Raw genomic sequence first — 20,916 nt, forward strand, 5'->3', positions numbered from 1 at the left:
CGGGACCAGTCGGCGCGTGTCCCGGGCGCGCCCCCTCCTCGTCTGTCTGCTCGTCGTTTCGTGTTTCGGCGTCGCGAGTGCCGCCGCCGCGCCGGCCGCGCCGACCATCGTCGAGGTGTATCCTAACACCGTTCACGCGGACAACGCGGGCGAGTACGTCGTCGTCGAGTTCGCTCCCGGGAGCGACCTCTCAGCGTTTTCGTTGACCGATGGTAAGACGACGACGCCGCTCGGCAACGGGACCGTCTCGGGATCCGTGGCGTTCAGTCGCGCCCCCGAGATAACCCGCGAGAAGGTTTCGGCTCCCGTCTACGAACTGCCCGAGCACTTCGCGATGGCCCAGACCGGCGAGACGATCCGGCTCGTCCGCAGAGGTGAACCCGTCGACGAGACGACCTACGAGCGCGCACCGGAGGGCGAGCGGTGGCTTCTGGCCGATGGTGGTTGGGAGTGGCGGCACCGAGGTGCGACGGATTTCGAAGCGCGTGACCTCCCCGCGGAGCGTGCGACGGCGTTCGTCCTGCCCGACTTGCCCGAGGTCCCGACACCCTCCGAGCGGCCGACGAGCGCCTCTACCTCGCGGGGTACTCCTTTCACTCCGAGCGCGCGACCGAGGCGCTCCTTGCGGCCCACGAACGGGGCGTCGAGGTGCGCGTGCTGGTCGACGGCACACCCGTCGGCGGACAGACCGAGGCCGAGGCGCGGGCGCTCGATTGGCTCTTCGCGAGTGGGATCGAGGTTCGGATCTTCGACGGCCCGTCGACCCGGTACCGGTTTCACCACCCGAAATACGCGGTCGTCGACGACCGCGCACTCGTGATGACGGAGAACTGGAAACCGTCCGGAACCGGCGGCGGTGCGAGCCGTGGCTGGGGGGTCGTCGTCGAGAGCGGGTCGGTCGCCGAGGAACTCGCGACCGTCTTCGAGGCCGACGCTGGCTGGGAGGACACCGCGACGTGGGACCGCTCGCTCGCCGGCGAACTCGTCGCCGAGGAGCCCCCAGAGGGGACGTTCCCGAGCGAGTTCGACCCCGCCACGAGCGAGGTCGAGTCGGTCCGGGTCGTCACGGCACCGGACAACGCAGACGAGGAGACGACCGCGCTCATACGGAGCGCCGAGGAGTCGACCGGATCAAGCAGGCGACGATCGCTCACGATCACGCCTTCCTCAGGGAGGCGGTCGCGGCCGCAGAGCGCGGTGTCGAGGTGCGGATCCTGCTCGATTCGTCGTGGTACGTCGAAGAGGAAAACCGCGAACTCGTCCGCTGGATCGAGGATCAGGCCGAGAACGGAAATTTACCCATCGAAGCGCGACTGGCCGAGTCGGACGCGTTCGCGAAGGTCCACGCCAAGGGCGTGGTCGTCGACGACCGAACGGCGATGGTCGGAAGCATCAACTGGAACGAAAATTCGGTCGAGAACAACCGCGAGGTGGCGTTGATCGTCGAGAGCCGAGGGATCTCGCGTCACTTCACGGCGGTGTTCGACGCCGACTGGGAAGGTGAGACGAAGCCCTCCATACCCGTCGGAATCGGCCTCGGAGTCGCGTTCGCGGTCGGTAGCGCCGTCCTGATCGGCTCGCGACTGCTCCGGTTCGAGGGTCAGTGATCCGTGGCTGTTTCGGCGCTCGAGAGCGCCTCGTCGAGTTCGGCCTGGCTCATCTTCTCGACCAGCGCGTCCAGTACCTCCTCGCGCATCCCCTTGACGAACTTGATCGACCCGACCACGAGGTGACCGCCGCCCGAAACCCCGCCGCCGTCGATCTCTTCTACGAGCTCGTTCACCATCTGCGGGATGTCCAGACGCACGCCATCGGAGCGCAACACGGCGAAGTCGGGACCGTAGCCGATCGTGATCACGGGGTCGCCGGTCTCCTCGACGATCCGGTCGTGGATCTCGCCGGTCGTCGTTCCCGGTGCGGGGAACGTAAAGCGGTGGGCGTGGTTCTCGACGTCGATCCGACAAAGGTGTGCGCCGTTGTCCAGTCGGTCACGTTCGAGATGCGGCATGGCGGCATCGAGTTGCTCGTCGATGTCACGCTGTGCTCGCTCGGCGAGGAACTCGACGAGATCCGCGTGGTACTGGCCGTCGCTCAGGTCGAGGACGTCCGCGATGAGCGACCGGCCGGCGCTGTAGCGCAGCCAGTGGGCGGCGTAATCGAGCGCCTCGCTGATGTCCTCGAGATCGCCTTGGTCGTAGCCCTCCTCGCGGGCGAGTTCGAGGTACCGCTCCATAGCGTCTGCCTTCGAGCGGTCGGCGATGCCCGCGACCGCGGGGACGTGGCGCAGCTCGTCGGTGATCGTCGGGTCGATCATCCGCGCGAGTTCGACACAGAGCATGCCCGTCGTGATGCGGTAGTCATCGCCGTGGAGGTAGGGGTTGACGTGGGCCGCAAGCAGGTCCTCGACCGCTTCGGGGTCGGGGTGGTGGTGGTCGACGGCGGCGATCGGGATGTCGTAGTGGGCGAGCGTCTCGTAGGCAGGCACGTCCTCCTCGGTGCTGCCGTTGTCGAGCATGAGGAGGAGCGGAAGCTTCTGGCCGTGGCGCGCCCGGTCGCCAAGCGAGTAGTTGAGATCCCGGGTGGCGTCCTCCATCTCGTAGAAGGGGGCCTTGCTCGGCAGGCGTTTGAGCAGGTGCTGAGCGGCGTCGGGGTCCTCGTGGACCGCCTCGATGAAGCGCTCGATGGCGATCGCGACCGGCACCGCGGCGCACATCCCGTCGCCGTCGGCGTGGTGGCGCATCCGGATCGGGCGCCCCTCCAGAACCGTGCGCCGGATCAGTTCGGCGACCTCCTCGAGCCCCGGGAGGAGGGGGTCGAGCGCGGGCCACTCGATGAGAGGCTCGATCTCGTGAGGCGTCGCTCGCTCGTCGAGTGCTGCCTCGAGTCGCGCTCTCGCATCGGTTTCTCGTTCCCCGTCGAGGACGTCTAGCTCCTCGACTTCGACCTGTCGGCCGCCGTTTCGGCGCTCGACCTGTCCGGACACGTGGACGAGGTCGCCGACCTCGATGTCGGGGTACGCCCGGACGCCCGCACCCTCGAAGGCGGTACAGGGGACGACGCCGCTCCCGTCACGGACCTGAAAGACCGTCGGGCCGCCCGTCTGTTTGATCTGGACGACCTCGCCTTCGAGGTGGCTCGAATCGCCGGTATCGAGGTCGGCTGCGCGGGTGATCTCGTAGCTGTGTTCGAGCGTTTCGATCGTCGCCGACTCGGGGTCGATTCCGGCGGGGGAGAAGGCGACGTCGCCGTTGTCGCGGACCTGTTCGAGCGTGACGACCAATCGGTCGCCGACCGCGTAGTCGGACTCGAGGGACGATTCGTGGACGAGACCGGAGACTTCCTCGGAGAGGTCGACGAAGACGCCGTATTCGACGACGCCGTTTACCGTCGCCAGATACGCTCGGTCCGACTCGACCTCCTCGACCGTGCTCGCGGGATGTAACTCGTAGACGACGGTTTCACCGTCGATCCTGGGTTCTGCTGTCATTATGCCACCCTTTTGGGAGCGCCCCGTTTAACCGTTGTCAAGCGGACTCGCCCGGTCGGCTGGGGGTTCACGTATGAATTCGCCAGCATCTATCGACGAATCTGAGCACACAGTTGCAGCCGACCATCTTGACTTTCGCAACCGTTAGTACGCGCCGGGGGCGAGAATGGGGCATGGGACTGTTCCGGTCGCTGTTCCGATCCGGCGAGATCATCGGCATCGCGGCCGACACCCTCGATTTCGCCCTTTCAGCCTCCGAGGAGACCCATCCCGACGAGTACATGGGGATGCTCCGGGGCGAGGACGCCAGCAAACTCGGGCTGGATCGCGAGGGAACCGTCGTCACCGACGTCCTCGTGATTCCGGGTACCGAGTCGAACCCCGTGAGCGCGACCGTCAAGACGAACATGATCCCCAACGACGTTCGAGGGATCGGTTCGATCCACTCCCATCCGAACGGCGTGCTCGAACCGAGCGACGCCGACCTGGCGACGTTCGGCCGCGGCTCGGTCCACATCATCATCGGCGCGCCCTACCGGCGAAACTGCTGGAAAGCGTTCGATTCGAGGGGAGAGGTCCGTGATCTGGCCGTCCTCGACGTTTCGCTTCCCGAGGAACGGTTTTTCGACTTCGATCAGGAGGACATCGACCGCGAACTGAAAGAGGAGGGACGGCGACGATGGTGAGGGCGCTGGCACAGGGCACCTTCGACATCCTCCATCCGGGACACGTCCACTACCTCGAGGAGGCCGCCCGGATGGGCGAGGAGCTGTACGTCATCATCGCCCGGAGCGCAAACGTCACCCACAAGGATCCCCCGATCATCGACGGCCGCCAACGGCGCGATCTGGTCGCCGCCCTCGACGCCGTCGATCACGCTTTGTTGGGCCACGAATCCGACATCTTCGTCCCCATCGAGGAGATCGACCCCGACGTGATCGTCTTGGGCCACGACCAGCACCACGACGAGGAAGGGATCGAGCGCGCGCTCGACGAACGCGGGATCGACTGTTCCATCCGGCGCGCCTCGGGGCGCGAACCTGCCCACGAGGAGGAACTGCTCTCGACGGGTCGGATCATCGACCGGATCTGCGAGCGGCGCTGCTAGCGGGGCTTTTTCTCGTCGAGTTTCTCCGCGCGGTGATAAGCCGTGCTGTGAGAACCACTCTCCGCTCACCGCGGCTTTATCGCCGTTCTATGGTCCACAGGAGCCCTGCTCCCGCGCTACTCGAAAAATCCCTCCAAATATCCGGCGCGGCGGAGCCGCGCCGGTCCGCCGACCGGGTTTCGGCTGACCACAGGGTTTCGCGGTGATACGTTAAAGTGCTTGCCGCGCGTACTGATACCATGTTCCGCGCGATCCTTCCCGAAGGTGACTTCAACTGTGCGAGCTACGAACAGGTCGAAAACGGCGTCGAACTCTACACCGACGAGGACGAACTGATCGCGTTCGTCCCGTACGCGAACCTCGTCGCGATCCTCAACGAGGAGGTCGACTCGGTCGAGGACCGCTCGGTTTTCTAGAGCGAGAGTCCACGGATCGCGACGCCGCTCCCTTCCTCGACCCGGCCGATCACCCGGCCGTCCGTCTCGTCGGCTAGTGCCTCCGCATCCCCGGCATCGGGGATCGCCGCGACGAAGCCCGTCCCCATGTTGAAGGTGCGGTGCATCTCCTCGTCGGAGATTCCTGCGGACTGAACGAACTCGAAGACCGGCTGGGCCGGATGGGGGTCTTCGATTTCGTACCGGTGCTCGCCGAGGCGGTCGAGGTTCGTCCAACCGCCGCCGGTGATGTGGGCCGCGCCACGGGTTCCATGCGAGCGCATCGGTTCGAGCAGGTCGGTGTAGATCCGAGTAGGTTCCAACAACGCCTCGCCTACGGTATCGTAGCCCTCGTGGGGGAACTCGTCGTCGTAGTCGTCATCGCGGCTCGCGGCCTCGCGGGCGAGCGTCAGCCCGTTCGAGTGAATGCCCGAGGAGGCCCACCCGACGAGCGTATCGCCCGGCTCCGCACATCCCTCGAAAACGGCGTCCTTCGGCGCGAGGCCCGCACAGGTCCCCGCGAGGTCCAGTCCCCGAATCACGTCGGGCATCACCGCGGTCTCGCCGCCGACCAGCGCGAGACCTGCCGCCTCGGCTCCTGATGAGAGGCCTTCGCCGACCTGTTGTGCGATCCCCTCGTCGGGAGCCTCGACTGCGAGGTAGTCGACGAACGCGACCGGCTCGACCCCCGCCGCGACCAAGTCGTTCGCGTTCATTGCGATGCAGTCGATGCCGATCGTCGAGTAGTCCGAGAGGGCTTCAGCGACGAGCAGTTTCGTTCCCACTCCGTCGGTCGCCAGCGCCAGATACCGCTCGCCGATGTCGAGCAGGCCCGCGTAATCGCCCTCCGATTGGCCGACCGCGGAGACGAGCGCCGCCGTTGCCGCTTCGCTGTCGGCGATGTCGACGCCCGCGTCCGAATACGTGAGTTCCCCTGCGCCCTCGCCCTCGTCCTCGCTCATGGCAGAGCCGGTGTGCGGTGCGGGCAAAAGCCCACCGTTTCGGTTCTCGGGTCCGATACGCGTTTTGCGTCCGCTTCCCCTACATCACGTATGGGACGCCGCACGCTCGCCACCCTGCTCGGCCTCTCCGTAGTGGGAGGGTATCTCGGGGCCGCCTATCTGCTCTACCGCGGCCTGGCTATCGTCGTTGGTGCACTCGACCCGCTGGCCATCATCGCGGCGCTACTGGTCAGTACCCTGTTTTCGGGCTACCTGAGCTATCGCGTCGGCACGACGGGGTCACTCCGGAGCCTCGACGCCCGTCCGCTCGGCCCCGGCCGCGCCCCCCGGCTCCACCGGCAGATCGATGCGCTCGCCGGGTCGATGGACCTCGACCGGCCCGACCTGTTCGTGGCGTCGCTGGGGGCACCGAATGCCCTCGCGATGGGCAGTTCCAGACGGGGCGCACTCGTCCTCGACGTCGGGCTGTTCCGACTGCTCGACGCCGACGAACTGACCGCGATCGTCGCCCACGAACTCGCCCATCTCGAGAACGACGACGGGCTGGTCCGGGCGCTGGTCTCGTCGGCTGTCCAGACCGTGCTGGGCGTGGCCCTCGTCCTCGCGGCCCCGCTCGCCCTCGCGCTCACGGGAATCGGATACGGGCTCGCCCTGCTGACCGGCCGCCGGGACAACCCCGTTCTCCGGGTGCGGGCAGCGCTGGGTGCGGGGGTCGGCCTCGCGGTCTTCCTGATCACGGCGCTTGCCCGCGCCCGCTCGCGTCGGCGAGAGATCGCCGCTGACGACCGTGCCGCGGAGGTGACTGGCGATCCGCTCGCGCTCGCCCGGGCACTCCGGCGGATCGAACACGCCTCCCAGCCCCGTGTGGGCCCGTTCCGGCTCCCGATCGGACGCGAGGAGGGCCTGCTAGAGCGGGTATTCTCGACGCATCCTGCAACCGACGAGCGGGTCGAACGGCTGGCAGCGCGCGCCCGACAGCGGACGGAACGGTGTGTTCCGGTCGAATGAGTCCTGTGACCGGGTTCGTCGGTTACAGGAAAAAGAAGGCGGCCGTCCCGACGGCGAGTCCCACGCTCACGCCGAACGCGAGCAGGAAGGCGGGCAGGCTCCACGAGAGGACCGTTTTCCCGTCGAGCGGGCCGAACGGGATCATGTTGAACGCCGCCAGCAGGAGGTTGATCCCTACACCGTAGAGTCCCAACCGGAAGACGAACTCGACGGGGACGAGTAGTAAGGGGGCGAACAGCACGGCGAGCGCGAGGTTCGTCACGGGCCCGGCGACGGCGATCAGGCCATTTTCACGTTTGGTGATCCGCCCACGGTGGTAGACCGCGCCGGGGGCGGCGAAGATGAACCCGGCCATCGCGCTGAGGACCGCGAGCCCCAACATCCCGTAGTCGGCTCTGAACGCCGCCTGTTGGCCGAAATTAACGGCGACGACCTTGTGGGCGAGTTCGTGAAGCAGAAAGCCGACCCCGGCGGTGAGCATACTGATGAGCAAGAGCGGGAGGAACCCGCCGCGCTGGACGCCCGCCGCCCCGCCGGCGAAAAAGAGGGCGAACGCAACCCCAAGGGCGACCCACGCGATCAGCAAGTCCTTGATCTCCCGACTGCCGAAGCGAATCCCGGCGATCGCGCTCATGCGAACACTCCCCAGATCAGTTCGGCGCTGTTTCGTGCACCCTCGATCATCAGGTCGCCGATCGCGCCGACCCCGCCGATGTCGTTTGCGAGCCACGGCAACACGACCAGCGGAAACAACAGCGTCGCGATGATGCTTCCGATGTTCGTCGCGGCGACGACCGCGATCAGCCGAAAGAGGGGAACGTCGAGCATCCGCCCGAAGAGATCGCGGATCGGGCTCTCCTCGTCCGCGAGGATCTCGTTCAAGGTCCCGATGTCGGCGACGTTGACCCGCTGGTAGCGTAGTTCGACGTAGCCCGCGAACCAGCCCGGTGCCAAAAGCGGGTTGACGCTCGTCATCCACGCGATCGCGCCGCCGACGGTCGCGCTCGGCCAGTGTGCGCCCGCGAGTTTCGCGAGCGCGAAGGCGAAGACGCCGTTGAAGAGGAACCACGTCGCAAAGACCCGCAAGAGGAAGTCGTTCTGTGCGCCGGCCATCACGAGCAGGAAGAAAAAGACGAGAAAGCCGAGGGCGATCAGGTAGCCGACGGCCTTGTAGATCGAGAAGCGCCGCCCCTTCTGGGTACCGACGAGCGAGTCCATCGGCGGCAGGCTCTCGGGGTCCGCGAGATAGCGTTCAATCCCCTCGCGGTGGCCCGCCCCGACGACCGCGATCACGTCGTGGCCCGCGGTACGGAGCGCGAGCAGTTTGTGCGCGATGTAGGCGTCGCGTTCGTCGATCAGCGCCTCCGCGCCGCCCGGACTGAATCGACGAAACTCCGCCATCATCGCCGTCACCACGTCGGCGTCGGTCAGTTCTTCTACGTCGAGTTCCTCCTCGTCGGTACCGTAGCCGAACAGCCCCAGAAAGAGGCCGCCGACGAGTTTGAGCTTCTCGACGAGGGTCATTCGCGCCCAGAACCGCTGAATGGTCGTCTGGATCTCGCGGTCGACGAGCGCGACGCCCAGACCGAGGGATTCTGCGGTCTCGACGGCGGCGTGCATGTCCGCACCGGGTTCGATGTCGAAGCGCTCGCCGAGGCGCGTCTGAACGTATGAAAGCATCCAGTACGCGAGGAACTGAAAGACGGTGTTGCCCCGCAAAAGGTCGCCGGCATCGAGGTCGTCGGGGAGTTCGCCCTTCATCTGGCGGTAGCGCCCCTCGTCGAGTTCGACGGCGACCACGTCGGGACGTTCGCGTTCGATGGTCTCCTCGACCTCGGTGACGCTGTCCTTGGAGATGTGGGCGGTGCCCACGAGGCGGACCGAACCGCCCTCGGCCCCCCGTGGCACCTGCCGATCGGTCATCACCCTCCCTTGGACGTCCCCGCTTTTATACTGCCGGTTGTCAGACGAGGCGGTCGTCGCGGGGCCGGGCACCGGCCGTCAGTGTCGGCCAACCGGTCGGTCCGGGCGGGCGGACAGATACGTGGGTTCTATACGTATCGGTACGAAGCTACCGATACGACCATGGTTTCGCCAGGCGAGCTGCGAATGTTAACTGAGCTTTCGGATGGAGAGGGCGAGTTCACGCCCGAGACGGGACCCGGCGGATCGATCGACTACCCGACGGCCGAGCGGCTGCTCGACGATCGTGATCCCGCCGTCGTCGACGTCCTCGAACGCTTCGGGGCGCGCGGGGTTCTCGATGGGGAGTTCGTCTCGAAGGTCTACAGCTGTCCCGAGTGTTCCGCACAGGGCATGCAGTATACGACCGCGTGTCCGGCCTGTGAGTCGGCCCACGCCATCGAGACGACCGTCGTCGAACACCGGGCCTGCGGAGCGAGCGCCCCCGAATCGCACTTCGAGCGCGAGGACGGACACGTCTGTCCCGAGTGTGAGACGCGGGTTCGAGAGGACGACCTAGAGCGCACGGAGCGCTACGTCTGCAAGGAGTGCAATGAGGTCTTCGAGACGCCCGAACACCGCCTATGGTGTCGGGACTGTCTGTACATGTTCCCGCCCGAGGAGACCATCGAACGTGCGCTCTATCGCTACCGGATCACCGACGACGGGCGCGAGTGGGCCGAACGCCACCGTCTCGCCCGCGAGACCGCCGCCGACACCCTCGAGGAGAGGCGCTTCGAGGTGAGCGTCGATACGACCGTCGAGGGCGAGGGGACGACCTACCCGGTCCACGTCTTCGCCAAGGACCCGCTTCTGGGCGAACGACGCGTCGTCGCGATCGCGGAGCGTCCGACGGGCGAGAGCGTCGCGGCGTTCCGCGACCTCGCCCGCGAGGTCGATGCCCACCCGATCGTCGTCACCACGACCGGGGCCGTCTCCGAGGAGGTCGCGACGCTCGCGGAGTCCGCGGACCTGACGCTGCTTTCGGCCCGCCCCGACGGGAGCCTCGACAGCCAGTACGACGTGGCCGAGGGCACGCCCCGTGGCCAATCGCTCTTCCAGCGGCTCACCTCGGCGATGGACGTCCCGGCGTGGAAGGGCCAGTAGTCGTTAGCGCCCGCCGTTCTCGCCGGCGAGGGCCTCCTCGCGCAGCCGCTCGCCGCGCTCGCTCCCGACCGTGAGCTCGGGGACCGACGTCGGCGAGCGGTCCTCGTCGATCGCGACGTAGACGAAGTAGGACTCGGTGGTCTTCTCGGCGTTTCCGGTTCGGAGGTCCTCGCGGAACGTCTGGAGACGGACCTTCACGCTCGATTTCCCGGCCTCGTAGACGTAGGCCTCGATCAGCGCGACGTCGCCGACCTGAATCGGACGCTCGAAGTCGACCCCGTTGATGTGGGCGGTGACGCAGGACTCGCCGGCGAACCGCATCGCGCTCATCGCGCCGATCTCGTCCATCCACTTCAGGACGTTGCCCCCGTGGGCGGTCTGGAGGCTGTTGGCGTGATTGGGTTGGACCATCTCGCGGTTCTCGATGTAGGTCTCGAGCAGATCCATACGCCAGATTTCGTGGGCGGAATGATGAGCCTGCTGTCTCGAAGGCCGAGGAACCCGGGCTTCTCGGTTCCCGTCGTCCAAGAGGAATGTGGCCCGACCGAAGACGCTAGTCAGAGCTCTATGTGAACCGTCCTGAAATCGGGATAGGTCCCGAGATTACAACAGCAGTCGCCCCGATCCTCAGTGACGACGAAACTATCACCACGCCCGAGCGAGAGCTGATCGACCCGTTCGTCGCTCCAGAATCGCACGGCACGCGACCGGACCGCCGTATCGTCGATCCCTCCGCCGCCGGAGACGTCGATGGTGACGGGGATGTACTGGTCCGTATAGAACCGACACCACCGCCGACTGGTCGAGTCGTTGCTCGAAACGGTACACTCCGCACCTTCGAGATCCGTCGACAGACCGTTCGGCCGATAGATCTGCGTGACGACGTACTCTTCGGGCTGTGCGCCGGCGGTTCCAGCGAGGAGCGACAGCGTACCGATCCCGCCCCCGATCGCCGCCCCACTCTTCAGAATTCGCCGACGCGAAACCGTTCTTTCTCCCTCCATGAGCGCCGACAGTACTGACGCGTATGGGACACTTAGCTGTTATCTAATTTCACATGTCCTGTTCTTCGTACGGAACACGACCGTCAGTTGACTATCAGTTCGTATGAACGGGATCGACGTATCCGTAGCGCGAGACGTCCTCGGGAGTCAGTACCACGGCCGTTTTCCGTGAGCGGGGGTAACGGGCGATATGACCCTCGACGTAGCGACGCCCGATCCGCCGGAGTTGCAAGCGATCGATCCCGACGAGTACGACGACGTAGAGGTCGTCTCGGACACCGATTACCGTCGCGAGGAATTGGGGCAGTTCCTCCGGGACGGCGCGTGGGACCGGGCGTGGGGAGAATGGGCTGCCGACTCGGATCTCACCGAAGGCGAGTTCGAGATCGTCGACGAACTCGGACTGATCGACCGGTTCGACTTCTTCTGGGATTCGTTCGCCGACCGGGTCGGGTACCACGCGCCGGGCCTCCCCGAGGACTGGCGCGAGCGGGAGATCCACCCCGATCTCGACTCGTGGGGCACCGTCTCGTCGATCAACGCCGAACTGACCGAACTGGGTCAAACCGTCTGTGACGTGCTCAAAAACGACTACATCGAGTGGGAGTCGGACTACGAACCGCCGGACGACCTGCCCGATTTCTCGTAGGCGGTCCGAGAGGTCCCGTTCGATTCCCGCCGTCGGATCACTCGCGGGCGACCGCGAGGTTACACAGTACGCCGTCGCACTCGGGACAGGTGCCCGGGTGTTTCGCGCTTGTCGTGCGGTACTGGCACTCAACACGTTCGTAGTACGATTCGGCCGGACTGTACGGGTCGTGGTTGGACACGATCGACCGTATCGCGTGTGACCCGATAACGCTTGTCCTGATATATGGCTACAATATCGGGATCAAACTAAGGAGTACTAGCAACGAGAACGAACGTTTCCGGACGTTCGTTCGAAAATACGACCTCGAGCCCGAAATCATTGAACTGGTCCCGTACGCTCGTGAGGTCGTAGCGCTCATCGACCGAGGGTCCGTCCTCGCCCGTTCCGGCCGCCGACCAGTCGACGACGACGACCCGTCCACCCGGACGTACCACTCGCCGGACCTCCGCCAGTGCCGCCTCGCTGTAGAACTCGTGGTAGGTCATCGTCGTCACGGCGGCGTCACACTCCCCGTCCTCGAACGGGAGGTCGGCCACGTCGGCGGTCACGGGCGTGACGTTTTCGGGGAGGCCTTTCTCGCGATAGATCCCGTGCATCTCTTCTTGGAGGTCGACGGCGTAGACCCGTCCGGCGAAGGGAGCGATGTCGTCGGTGTAGAACCCGGTCCCACTTCCGAGGTCCACGACGGTTTCGGTGCCGTCGAGCGCGAGCGGACCCAGCAGCTCCTCGCGCGAGCAGAACCGGTAGCGCGATGGGTCCTCAAGCTCGGCGGCGCGCTCGATCGGGTAGGTGTGAAAGCCCATACCGATAGGGGGCCCCGTGAGGACTTAGCTTCCCGGTAGTTCGAGGTCGGTGCCCTGCCGACCGCCGAAACGGCTACCTGTCCGTGGGTGGTACCTGGTAGCATGAACGTTCGGGAAGCCGACGAAGGGGACATCGAGGGGATCCGCGGCGTGGCCCGTCGATCGTGGGAGCGGGACTCTCCCGAGATTCTGAGTCGGGAGACGATCGTCGAGACCGTCGAGGAGTGGTACGGGCCCGACCGCCTCGCGTTCGATATCGGGAGCGACGATGCACACGTGCTCGTCGCGAGCGGGAACGACGGCGTGATCGGCTTCGCACACGCCGTCGGCGAGTCGGGGACGGGCACGCTGTTGCGCCTCTACGTCGACCCCGAGTACCGGGATCGGGGCGTCGGAACGCGACTGCTCGAAGCGGTGTGCGGGGCGCTCGCCGATGGGGGCTGTACGGACGTCGAGGCGATGGTGCTCGAGGCGAACAAACCGGGAAACGCCTTCTATCGCGGGTTCGGCTTCGAGCCCGACCGCGAAAGCGAGACGACGATCGGGGGCGACGCGTACGACGAGGTCGTCTATACGCTCACGCTCTGAGTTCCCGCCCGAGGGATCTGAGAACCGCTCCGGGCCACACCCGTGCGGGCGCGACCCCAAGCGCGCGCGAGAGGGCGTTGGGCTCGACGTGCGGACCGATTCGGGCGATCACGATCCCGCGGACCTCGACGTCGGCCGAGAGGTCCGCCGCGACGAACCGGGTTCCGACGGGTTCGACCAGTTCCGAGAGCGTGCCGAGGCTCCGGAGGACGGCGATCGCTCCCCGGAGCGAGGACGTGGCGACCGTGAGGTGGGTTCCGGAGCCGCTGATCTCGACCGGATGGCCCTCGACGGTGAGTCGGAGGTCGGCCTCGACGGCGAGCGCCGTACCCATCAGTCGCGGTCCTTCGTCCTGATCCGCATCGTGCCGTCAACCCGCCAGTGGGCGTATTCGGCGTCCTCGCCCGTCTTGCTCGGGACGTCGACCTCCATGTCCTCGAACTCGTAGGTGATCTCCGCACCGCGGCCGGTCAGCCGGTCGTAGAGGCTGATCGCGAGTTCGGGCCACGTCTCGGTCTCCTCGGCACGCTCGGGTGAGTCGTCGCTGCTCATGATCGATCGGGACTACGGTCGGTAACCACCTTATAGTTCGCATCTCCTTCATTTATCGACACGACGGCGGGGTTTTTTCCCGCCGGTTCGCGAACGGGACGTGTGTACACACATCGCAGTATCGACGACGTCGGTCCACAGGAGATCGAAGGGATCGAACCGAGCCTGCGGGCGATCGGGTACGAACTCCGTCCCGCCGAGATGCGCCCAAGCGTCTGGGAGTACGCCGCGGGCGAGTCGAACAACCGCCACCGGCAGGGCGAACAGGAGGAGCTGTACGTCGTGCTCTCCGGGCGCTTCGAGATGGAGGTCGACGGGGAGACGATCGAGCTGGCCGAGGGCGACGCCGTCGTCGTCTCGCCCGACGCGTGGCGGCAACTGATCGCCCGCGAGGACTCCCGGCTGCTCGCGGTCGGCGCGCCGAACGTCGCCGACGACGGGATCGTCTACGAGGAGTGATCGAGCCGGACCGTCTCCTCGACGACCAGCGACGGCGAGGCCTCGAAGTCGACGAATTCCCGGGCGTCGGCCTGTACACGCTCGCCCTCGGGTGACTCGAAGGCCGCCGCGAGGTCCTCGGTCGACTCGAAGTAGAGTTCGACGATCCCGTCGTAGCCGGCCTTCTCGGGGTCCCGCGGAACCGAGGTCACGTACTTCTGCAGGTTCGGAAGCTGGGCCGCGATCTCGGCGTGCTCGCCCGTCCAGCGTGCTTTGAACTCCTCGTGGGTGATGTCGTCGTCGCGCAGGAGGAGCTGTACCATCTTGATCATACACGAACTCTCACGGGCCGTCCGTTTCGGCCTGTCGGTTTTCGCTACGGTTATGAGTGTGCGCTCCATTCACACGGATATGTTGGCACGTACCGAGCTCCGAACGCCACAACGGCGCGAGTGTGAGTGCTGTAATCGACACGAAGTATGGGACGCGAACGACAGCTGTTGGCGCATCGCCACCGAGGGCGGCGAGCGACTGGCCGGTCATCGACACTGTATTCACGAGTGGGACATCGACGGCACCTTCCGTCCCTACGAGTAGCGTTCGACAGGTCACCTGAGCGAGCGCAGTACCGACAGGACACCCGCCGAGTACTTTCCTTCGATAATCTCGTCTGCGGCCGCCCGCGCCGCCGCGTCCGCGTTCGCCACCGCAAACGACCGGCCGACGGCCTCGAACGTCGAGACGTCGTTTTCGGAGTCCCCGATCGCGACGAACTCCTCGACCGGGCGATCAAGCGCGTCACAGACCGCCCGGAGCCCCTTGCCCTTCGAGATCGTTGGGTCCTTGACGTGGTAGGCGTAGCCCGTATCGACCACTTCTAACCCGTACTCGGCGGCGAGCGCTTCGAGGGGAGCGAGCGGCGAGTTGCGGTTGACCGCGACTTCAGTTTCGCGCCAGCGGTTGACCAGATCGCTCTTTCCCCAACCGAGGTCGTAGCCCGCCTCACGGTACTCGCGGGCGACCTCGTGGGGTGCGCTCGCGTCACCTGTAATGCGGATCTCGTCGCCGGCGAGGACGACCCCGCCGTTTTCCGCGATCACCAGCGGGTCGATCCCGACGAACTGACAGAGGGCAACGGGGTAGGGAAAGGCCTTCCCGGTGGCGATCACGACCGGGGCGGGCCACTCGCGGAGTTCTTCGAAGGCGCGCGGATCGACGGCGCTCGACCCGTCACCGCGGGTGATGGTGCCGTCGATGTCGACGACGATCGGCGGAGTCATAGCTCCCCTTCGAACCCCGAGGGATAAACTGGCGGCGATCCGTCTCGGTTCCTATATCAACATCAACGGTTATGATCCCCCATTCTGTTGAGTGGGTAGATGGCACGAAACACGATCATGGCAGTTATCGGGACGTTATCGGTAGCGTTGCTGGTGGCGGCGGCGATGGGGACCTACAGGGTGTTCTCGTATCTCGGGGCGGTGTTCATCCTCACGACCCTCGCGTCGGCCTCCGTAGAGCGCGCCGACGGGGAGTTCGACCTCGCGCCGTACACCGGGCTGGTCGCCGGCCTCGGGGTACTGTTTCTGATCGGGCTGACCGGGATCTGGCTGATGTGGTCGCCCGGAACGACCGAGTTCACGTACTTATTGGGCCTCCCGACCTCGACGTTCTTCTACGTCCTCTTCCTCTGGGCGCTGCCGCTTCTGGGGGCGATTTACTACTCGGTGGTCTTCGATCGGATCGGGGGCGAAGCCGTCGTCGAAGCGATCATGAGCGACGCCCGGGCGGCCCAATCGGACGGGTCGTTCCCGCTGGTTCCCCGGCGGGTCCAGTCCCCGCCGGACCGAAGCGAGCGAGGTGAGCCCACCGATGACTGAGTTCCTCCCGATCCAAGCGGGGATCCCCGTCGCCGACGACCCCGTGATCCTCGCCTTCGGCGCGGTCTACCTGCTGGTGGTCGTCCTGATCGGCGTCTGGGGCTATCTCCGAACGAATACCACCGGCGACTTCCTCATCACCGGCAAGTCCGTCGGGACGTGGGTGCTCGCGATGACCGCTTTTTCGGTCATTCAGTCGGGCTTCGGTTTCGTCGGTGGCCCCGAACTCGTCTACGAGTTCGGCATGACCGGTATGTGGATCTTCTTCAGCGCGCCGCTTGGCTTCCTCATCACGTGGGTCCTGCTCGCGAAACGGATGCGGCTGCTGGCCGATATCCGAAACGTCCTCACCCTCGCCGATGGGATGTACGTCCGCTACGAGAGCGACGCCGTCCGCGGGCTGACCGGCCTCGCGGTGGCCGTCGGCGTGATCGCGTACCTCGCGACCAACCTCGCCGCGCTCCAGTACGTGATGCGGGCGATCTTCGGCGTCCCCGTCATCTGGGGGCTGCTCGGTGGGGCGGCGATCCTGCTGGCTTACAGCATGCTCGGCGGGATGATCGCGGGCGTCTGGACGGACTTCCTCCAAGCCATTACGATGATCGTCGGCGCGGGGTTCGTCCTCGCGTACGCCCTGTCCTTCGGCGGTGGCATGGAGGGGATCTCGCGGAACCTCGCGAGCGCGAACCCCGACCTGATCTCGCCCTTCGGCACGCTCGGCGGGGAGACGGCGGCGGTCTTCGCCGCGATCGCGTGGTGGGTGCTCTTTTCGGTCGGCGCGGCCGGCCAACCTCATCTGGTCACGAAGTTCTACATGAGCCGCAATCTGAAGATCCTCAAGTGGGGTGCGCCAATCGCCGCGATCTCGTATGCTATTTCCAGTATGATCGCCTTCTCGGCGGGCCTCTCGATGCGCGCACAGGTCGAGTCCGGGGCGATACAGGAGACATTCAGCGCCTCGGAGGTCGCGCCGGTCTTCGTCCTCGAGTACACCCCGAGCGTCGTTGCGGGGCTGATCCTCGCGGCGCTGCTGGCGGCGATCATGTCCACGAGCGACTCCTTTTTGAATATCGGTGCGGCGGCCATCTCGCGGGACATCCCACGAGCCCTCGGTCGGCCCATCGACGACGACAGGACCGAACTCCGGGTTACTCAAGGAGCGCTCGCCGGTCTCACGGTGCTTTCGACGGGCGTCGTCTACTTCTCGGACGCGCTCGTGGGTATCCTCGGTACCATCGGCTGGGGATTCTTCGCCGCCGCGTTCGTCCCGATGGTCGTCCTGGGGATGAACTGGAAGGGTGCGACCGCCGAGGGGGCGATCGTCGCGACGATCGCGGGGCTCGCGATCAACATCGTCTACAGTGCCGTCCCGATGGCGGCCGGTGTTGCCGGCCTCACGGGGCTGGCCGACGCCATCAACGCGGCCTACCCGTTCCCCGAGGCGTTCCCCGTCGGCACGGTCGCGATGCTCGTCGCGATCGCCCTGTTCGTTGGCGTCTCGCTCGCCACCCAGGAGCGCAGCTACGTCCCGGCGGACCTTCGGGCGCTCATCGAGCGATGAGCGAGACGCGCCTCGCACACCTCACCGAGTGGGCCAGAAAGCGGCTCAACTCGATCGAGTTCTGGGAGGTGTTCCTCACGACCGAGCGCGTCGTCTGCTGTTTCGCCGGCGAGTCCTTCTCCTCGGCACTGTTGCGCGCGGACATGGGCGAACGCGCCCGTGAGGAGCTCCCCGATCTCGCCCCCGAGGACCTCCTCGCTCACAACGAACGCAATGTCGAGTTCTCCCTCGCGGACCTCGAATCGATCACCCTCGTTCGGGGAACGCGCTTTCGTCGTGCCCGTCTGACCCTCGCGTGGGACGGCGGGGAACTGGCGCTCTATAACACGAAGGCCGGCGACGCACAAGAGCCGGTCCTCGAATCGCTCGCGGAAGACCCCCGCCTCGACGCCACAGTCGAGATCGCAGACCCCTCCTCAATCCTTGATAGATCATGACACGAACCGGCACCGACCCGTGGTACTGCGGACTCGAGTACGACAGCTACGAGCAGGCTCGAACGGAGTTCGAGTGGGACTTGCCTGATGGATACAACCTCGCATACGACCTGCTACGGAAACACCCCAATCCCGACTGGCCGGCCCTCTTTCAGGCCTCCCCCGACGGTCGCCGTGAGACCTACACCTTTCGCGATCTCGATCGCCTGTCGAACCGCGTCGCGAGCGCGCTCGAAGCCCGCGGGATCGGGCGTGGCGACCGGGTGGGCGTGGTCGTCCCGCAGAAACCCGAAAACGCCCTCACGCACCTCGCGTGCTGGAAATTCGGCGCGATCTCGCTTCCGCTCTCGGTCCTGTTCGGCCCCGAGGCGCTCGGCCACCGCCTGCGGGACAGCGGGGCGAAAGCGGTCGTCGCTGACGCCTCGGTACGGGAAACGGTCGGGGAAGTCGAGGAAACGTGTCCCGAACTCGAAGCCGTCGTCGTTGTGGACGGTGGAGGTGAGGGCAACGACGACTCGTTCGAGTCGCTTCTCGACGAGGGAGCAGAGGAGTGTGCGATCGCCGAGACGGACGCAGAGACCCCGGCGATCATCATCTACACGAGCGGGTCGACCGGTCCGCCGAAGGGCGTACTCCATTCGCATGGCGTCTGGGTGGGCCACTGTCCGGCCTTTGCGATGTACTTCGAACTCGATGTCGATGGAACGTACTGGACGCCCGCCGACTGGGCGTGGATCGGCGCGCTGGGCGATCTCCTCTTCCCGGCGTGGCACTACGGCCAACCGGTCGTGGGCTCCCCGTTGGGGAAGTTCAGCCCCGAGGAGGCGTTTTCGCTCATGGAGGAGTTCGACGTCACGGGAGCGTTCCTCCCGCCGACCGCGATCCGCATGATGATGGGCATCGATTCCAGTACGTATGACCTCTCGGTCGAGGCGATCTGCTCGGGCGGCGAGCCCCTGACCCCCGAGATCCTCGCGTGGGCCGACGAGGAACTCGATGGAACACCGGTCAACGAACTCTACGGCCAGACCGAGGCCAACCTGCTTGTGACCAACTGCCGGGAGTGGTTCCCCGCGCGGGCCGGGAGCATGGGGAAACTCGTCCCCGGCCACGACGTCCGGGTCGTCGATCCGGAAACGGGCGAGGAGCTACCCGTAGGAGAGGTCGGCGAGATCGCGGTCCGTCGGGAGGGCGATCCGGTCGTCTTCTCGGAGTACTGGAACCGGCCCGAGAAGACGGAGGCCACTCGAATAGGAGAGTGGCACCTCACGGGTGATCTCGGCTCCGGCGACGAGGAGGGCTACCTCTGGTTCAAGTCCCGCGACGACGACCTCATCATCACCAGCGGCTATCGGGTTGGCCCCCGCGAGGTCGAGGAGGTGCTGTTGGACCACGAGGCGGTCGCACAGGTCGGCGTGATCGGCGTCCCCGACGAAACCCGCGGCGAGATCGTCAAAGCGTTCGTCCAACCCGTGGGCGAGGGCTCCGAAACGCTCCGCGAGGAGCTACAGGACCTCGTGCGCGAGCGACTCGCGGCCTACGAGTATCCCCGTGAGATCGAGTTCCGCGACGAGCTCCCGCAGACGACCACTGGAAAGATCAGGCGAAAGGACCTGACCGACTGATTCAGCCGTTTCCGAGGGTGTTATCGAGCAGTTCGCGGATCTCCTGTATCTCGGCGGCGTCGAAGCCGAACTCGCCCCTCTCGGGGCCGACGAGGTAGTAGTCGAACGGTTCGTTTCCGGCCTCGGAACTCCTGATCCCCATCTCCCCGGAGTCGCCGACGAGGAGGTCGTCGTCTCGCGTGCTCATGGGTATCGTGTCGTTCCCCCTGCTCATCAACCTGCGGCCTGTAGAGACGGAGTCCGAGCGGCGAATTCGGGCGATTAGAGCCCGAGATACGCCGCGTTTGGCAATAGGCCGAGCAGATAGAGGACGCCGACGAGCAGCATCATGACCGTGATCGCCATCGCGGGCGGGTCGACATGCGTTCCCGAGTGGGCGTAGAAGACTCGCTGGGTGAACTCGCCGACGAGCGCGGTGACGACGCCGAAGAGGCCGGCAACCACCAGAACGACGGGTTCGCTGCCTACGACCGGGAGCGCGATCATCGCACCCGCCGATCCGAGCAGCGTCATGTGGTGGGTGACGGGGATCTTCTCGACACCGAGGTTCAAGAAGAGCAGGCTCGCCGCGGAGATCCCGTAGGCCATAAACATGCTCCCGGTCAGAAGCCAGGTCCACCCGCCGAGGATCCCGCCGACGAGACCGATCGTCGCGACGCCGGACCATTTGTACTGGTGAGGGAGCCACGGTTCGACCGCCAGCCGATCGCTCCCAGCGCGCGTCTCGCCGCGCTCGAACGGCGACATATCGAGGTAGCCGTCGCCCGCCGGCGATCCGAGCAGCGGGTAGCCGAACGCGACGCGGGCGATGACCGCCGTCAGGAACACCGACAGGGCGATCGTATCGACCGGAAGGCCGATCCCCGCGCCGATCTGGTTGAGCAACATCCCGAGAATGCCGAACAGCGCACCAACGAGGAGGATGTCGGGCTTGGTCCCGAAGGCGTAGGGGATGTCCTTTCCGAAGTGGTAGTCCCATCCCGCGGGCTCCATCTCCGGGTACCGTTTACCGGCGTAGGCGGTCGCCGCGACACCGCCCGCGAAGGCGATATGCGGGCCGACGACCGGCCCGAAGCCGATGGTGCCGGTGATGTCGAGCGCCAGCGGGCCGGCCCCGGCCTCGGCGAGTTCGGCCTGAAGCGTCCCGACGGCCTCTCCGAGGAGGACGACGAAGCCCGTAAAGATGAACGAGGGTAGCGCGCCGAGCGCCGCGCCGAACGCGCCGCCCGCGAAGGCGGCGATGAGCAGCGCGGCGAAGCGCTCGTACTCGAGTCCGAGGAGCGGCACCTGCAGTAGGATCTCTTGCAT

General features: G+C 66.0%; 28 protein-coding genes and 1 pseudogene. 15 read left to right on the plus strand and 14 right to left on the minus strand.

Annotated elements, in window-relative coordinates; translation table 11 throughout:
• Positions 1-606: 606 nt before the first annotated feature.
• Positions 607-873 (plus strand): annotated as a pseudogene (locus HAPAU_RS22255) (phospholipase D-like domain-containing protein); the annotation flags it as partial.
• 83 nt (positions 874-956) lie between these two features.
• Complete coding sequence (locus HAPAU_RS22260; protein WP_245634074.1) at positions 957-1,607, plus strand: phospholipase D-like domain-containing protein; 651 nt, start codon at positions 957-959, stop codon at positions 1,605-1,607.
• Here HAPAU_RS22260 and HAPAU_RS10460 read toward each other — a convergent pair.
• Positions 1,601-3,487, minus strand: a complete 1,887-nt coding sequence (locus tag HAPAU_RS10460; RefSeq protein WP_066382368.1) for a DHH family phosphoesterase — start codon at positions 3,485-3,487, stop codon at positions 1,601-1,603. The genes HAPAU_RS22260 and HAPAU_RS10460 overlap by 7 nt on opposite strands.
• 173 nt (positions 3,488-3,660) lie before the next feature.
• Here HAPAU_RS10460 and HAPAU_RS10465 point away from each other — a divergent pair, with 173 nt between their 5' ends.
• The 3 genes from HAPAU_RS10465 to HAPAU_RS21655 all read left to right on the plus strand — a co-directional run bounded on the left by HAPAU_RS10465 (position 3,661) and on the right by HAPAU_RS21655 (position 5,011).
• Positions 3,661-4,173, plus strand: a complete 513-nt coding sequence (locus tag HAPAU_RS10465) for a Mov34/MPN/PAD-1 family protein (RefSeq protein WP_066382370.1) — start codon at positions 3,661-3,663, stop codon at positions 4,171-4,173.
• Entirely contained in the window at positions 4,167-4,595 is a 429-nt protein-coding gene (locus tag HAPAU_RS10470; RefSeq protein ID WP_066382372.1) for an adenylyltransferase/cytidyltransferase family protein, read from the plus strand. The genes HAPAU_RS10465 and HAPAU_RS10470 overlap by 7 nt, the downstream gene beginning before the upstream one ends.
• Positions 4,596-4,834: 239 nt before the next feature.
• Positions 4,835-5,011 (plus strand): hypothetical protein, encoded by a 177-nt coding sequence (locus HAPAU_RS21655; RefSeq protein WP_169802642.1) that lies wholly within the window; start codon positions 4,835-4,837, stop codon positions 5,009-5,011.
• Here HAPAU_RS21655 and purM read toward each other — a convergent pair.
• Complete coding sequence (gene purM, locus HAPAU_RS10475; protein ID WP_066382374.1) at positions 5,008-5,991, minus strand: phosphoribosylformylglycinamidine cyclo-ligase; 984 nt, start codon at positions 5,989-5,991, stop codon at positions 5,008-5,010. The two genes, HAPAU_RS21655 and purM, sit on opposite strands and share 4 nt — an antisense overlap.
• A gap of 90 nt (positions 5,992-6,081) precedes the next feature.
• Here purM and HAPAU_RS10480 point away from each other — a divergent pair, with 90 nt between their 5' ends.
• Complete coding sequence (locus tag HAPAU_RS10480; protein WP_066382376.1) at positions 6,082-6,999, plus strand: M48 family metallopeptidase; 918 nt, start codon at positions 6,082-6,084, stop codon at positions 6,997-6,999.
• A 22-nt stretch (positions 7,000-7,021) separates the two neighbouring features.
• Here the strand turns inward: HAPAU_RS10480 and HAPAU_RS10485 are convergent, their stop codons facing one another.
• Together HAPAU_RS10485 and HAPAU_RS10490 are read right to left on the minus strand one after the other, a co-directional pair.
• Positions 7,022-7,633: a Zn-dependent protease gene (locus tag HAPAU_RS10485; RefSeq protein ID WP_066382378.1), complete on the minus strand. Its 612-nt coding sequence runs from the start codon at positions 7,631-7,633 to the stop codon at positions 7,022-7,024.
• Positions 7,630-8,922 carry a TraB/GumN family protein gene (locus tag HAPAU_RS10490; protein WP_066382380.1) on the minus strand — a complete coding sequence of 431 codons (1,293 nt, stop codon included), beginning with the start codon at positions 8,920-8,922 and terminating at the stop codon, positions 7,630-7,632. Before HAPAU_RS10490 ends, HAPAU_RS10485 begins: the two co-directional genes overlap by 4 nt.
• 186 nt (positions 8,923-9,108) lie before the next feature.
• Between HAPAU_RS10490 and HAPAU_RS10495 the strand changes: the two genes are divergently transcribed.
• Entirely contained in the window at positions 9,109-10,068 is a 960-nt protein-coding gene (locus HAPAU_RS10495) for a TackOD1 domain-containing metal-binding protein (RefSeq protein WP_245634075.1), read from the plus strand.
• Between the two features lie 3 nt (positions 10,069-10,071).
• Here the strand turns inward: HAPAU_RS10495 and HAPAU_RS10500 are convergent, their stop codons facing one another.
• Positions 10,072-10,515: an acyl-CoA thioesterase gene (locus HAPAU_RS10500; protein WP_066382381.1), complete on the minus strand. Its 444-nt coding sequence runs from the start codon at positions 10,513-10,515 to the stop codon at positions 10,072-10,074.
• Positions 10,516-10,625: 110 nt separating this feature from the next.
• Positions 10,626-11,072, minus strand: coding sequence for a hypothetical protein (locus tag HAPAU_RS10505; RefSeq protein ID WP_066382382.1), 447 nt, complete (start codon positions 11,070-11,072; stop codon positions 10,626-10,628).
• A gap of 190 nt (positions 11,073-11,262) precedes the next feature.
• Between HAPAU_RS10505 and HAPAU_RS10510 the strand changes: the two genes are divergently transcribed.
• The gene (locus HAPAU_RS10510) at positions 11,263-11,721 is read left to right on the plus strand and encodes a hypothetical protein (RefSeq protein ID WP_066382384.1); all 459 of its coding nucleotides are present in this window, start codon (positions 11,263-11,265) and stop codon (positions 11,719-11,721) included.
• A 37-nt stretch (positions 11,722-11,758) separates the two neighbouring features.
• Here the strand turns inward: HAPAU_RS10510 and HAPAU_RS20930 are convergent, their stop codons facing one another.
• Positions 11,759-11,902 carry a rubrerythrin-like domain-containing protein gene (locus tag HAPAU_RS20930; protein WP_157078450.1) on the minus strand — a complete coding sequence of 48 codons (144 nt, stop codon included), beginning with the start codon at positions 11,900-11,902 and terminating at the stop codon, positions 11,759-11,761.
• A 67-nt stretch (positions 11,903-11,969) separates the two neighbouring features.
• On the minus strand, positions 11,970-12,527 hold the full coding sequence (locus HAPAU_RS10515) for a class I SAM-dependent methyltransferase (protein WP_066382386.1): 558 nt from the start codon (positions 12,525-12,527) through the stop codon (positions 11,970-11,972).
• Between the two features lie 102 nt (positions 12,528-12,629).
• Here HAPAU_RS10515 and HAPAU_RS10520 point away from each other — a divergent pair, with 102 nt between their 5' ends.
• Complete coding sequence (locus HAPAU_RS10520) at positions 12,630-13,115, plus strand: GNAT family N-acetyltransferase (protein WP_066382388.1); 486 nt, start codon at positions 12,630-12,632, stop codon at positions 13,113-13,115.
• Here the strand turns inward: HAPAU_RS10520 and HAPAU_RS10525 are convergent.
• A complete protein-coding gene (locus tag HAPAU_RS10525; RefSeq protein ID WP_066382390.1) occupies positions 13,105-13,449 on the minus strand; it encodes a hypothetical protein in 345 nt (114 codons plus the stop codon). The two genes, HAPAU_RS10520 and HAPAU_RS10525, sit on opposite strands and share 11 nt — an antisense overlap.
• Positions 13,449-13,667, minus strand: coding sequence for a hypothetical protein (locus tag HAPAU_RS10530; RefSeq protein WP_066382392.1), 219 nt, complete (start codon positions 13,665-13,667; stop codon positions 13,449-13,451). Before HAPAU_RS10530 ends, HAPAU_RS10525 begins: the two co-directional genes overlap by 1 nt.
• A gap of 102 nt (positions 13,668-13,769) precedes the next feature.
• Between HAPAU_RS10530 and HAPAU_RS10535 the strand changes: the two genes are divergently transcribed.
• The gene (locus HAPAU_RS10535) at positions 13,770-14,126 is read left to right on the plus strand and encodes a cupin domain-containing protein (RefSeq protein WP_066382397.1); all 357 of its coding nucleotides are present in this window, start codon (positions 13,770-13,772) and stop codon (positions 14,124-14,126) included.
• Here HAPAU_RS10535 and HAPAU_RS10540 read toward each other — a convergent pair.
• Positions 14,114-14,437 carry an EthD domain-containing protein gene (locus HAPAU_RS10540; RefSeq protein ID WP_066382399.1) on the minus strand — a complete coding sequence of 108 codons (324 nt, stop codon included), beginning with the start codon at positions 14,435-14,437 and terminating at the stop codon, positions 14,114-14,116. The two genes, HAPAU_RS10535 and HAPAU_RS10540, sit on opposite strands and share 13 nt — an antisense overlap.
• A gap of 79 nt (positions 14,438-14,516) precedes the next feature.
• On the opposite strand from HAPAU_RS10540, the gene HAPAU_RS10545 reads away from it, so the two are divergent.
• Positions 14,517-14,702, plus strand: a complete 186-nt coding sequence (locus HAPAU_RS10545; protein ID WP_066382400.1) for an HEWD family protein — start codon at positions 14,517-14,519, stop codon at positions 14,700-14,702.
• Between the two features lie 11 nt (positions 14,703-14,713).
• Here the strand turns inward: HAPAU_RS10545 and HAPAU_RS10550 are convergent, their stop codons facing one another.
• Positions 14,714-15,385, minus strand: coding sequence for a phosphoglycolate phosphatase (locus HAPAU_RS10550; RefSeq protein ID WP_066382402.1), 672 nt, complete (start codon positions 15,383-15,385; stop codon positions 14,714-14,716).
• A 99-nt stretch (positions 15,386-15,484) separates the two neighbouring features.
• On the opposite strand from HAPAU_RS10550, the gene HAPAU_RS10555 reads away from it, so the two are divergent.
• From HAPAU_RS10555 to HAPAU_RS10570, 4 genes are read left to right on the plus strand one after another with little or no spacing between them, the layout of a single operon-like run.
• Entirely contained in the window at positions 15,485-15,985 is a 501-nt protein-coding gene (locus HAPAU_RS10555; RefSeq protein WP_066382404.1) for a hypothetical protein, read from the plus strand.
• On the plus strand, positions 15,978-17,546 hold the full coding sequence (locus tag HAPAU_RS10560) for a sodium/proline symporter (protein WP_066382408.1): 1,569 nt from the start codon (positions 15,978-15,980) through the stop codon (positions 17,544-17,546). The genes HAPAU_RS10555 and HAPAU_RS10560 overlap by 8 nt, the downstream gene beginning before the upstream one ends.
• On the plus strand, positions 17,543-17,983 hold the full coding sequence (locus HAPAU_RS10565) for a hypothetical protein (RefSeq protein WP_066382410.1): 441 nt from the start codon (positions 17,543-17,545) through the stop codon (positions 17,981-17,983). Before HAPAU_RS10560 ends, HAPAU_RS10565 begins: the two co-directional genes overlap by 4 nt.
• Positions 17,980-19,608 carry an AMP-binding protein gene (locus HAPAU_RS10570; protein ID WP_066382412.1) on the plus strand — a complete coding sequence of 543 codons (1,629 nt, stop codon included), beginning with the start codon at positions 17,980-17,982 and terminating at the stop codon, positions 19,606-19,608. The genes HAPAU_RS10565 and HAPAU_RS10570 overlap by 4 nt, the downstream gene beginning before the upstream one ends.
• 1 nt (position 19,609) lies before the next feature.
• Here HAPAU_RS10570 and HAPAU_RS10575 read toward each other — a convergent pair whose 3' ends face one another.
• A complete protein-coding gene (locus HAPAU_RS10575) occupies positions 19,610-19,795 on the minus strand; it encodes a hypothetical protein (protein ID WP_066382414.1) in 186 nt (61 codons plus the stop codon).
• Between the two features lie 74 nt (positions 19,796-19,869).
• Positions 19,870-20,916: a hypothetical protein gene (locus HAPAU_RS10580; RefSeq protein ID WP_066382417.1), complete on the minus strand. Its 1,047-nt coding sequence runs from the start codon at positions 20,914-20,916 to the stop codon at positions 19,870-19,872.

This window comes from Halalkalicoccus paucihalophilus, assembly GCF_001593955.1.
Classification (GTDB): domain Archaea; phylum Halobacteriota; class Halobacteria; order Halobacteriales; family Halalkalicoccaceae; genus Halalkalicoccus; species Halalkalicoccus paucihalophilus.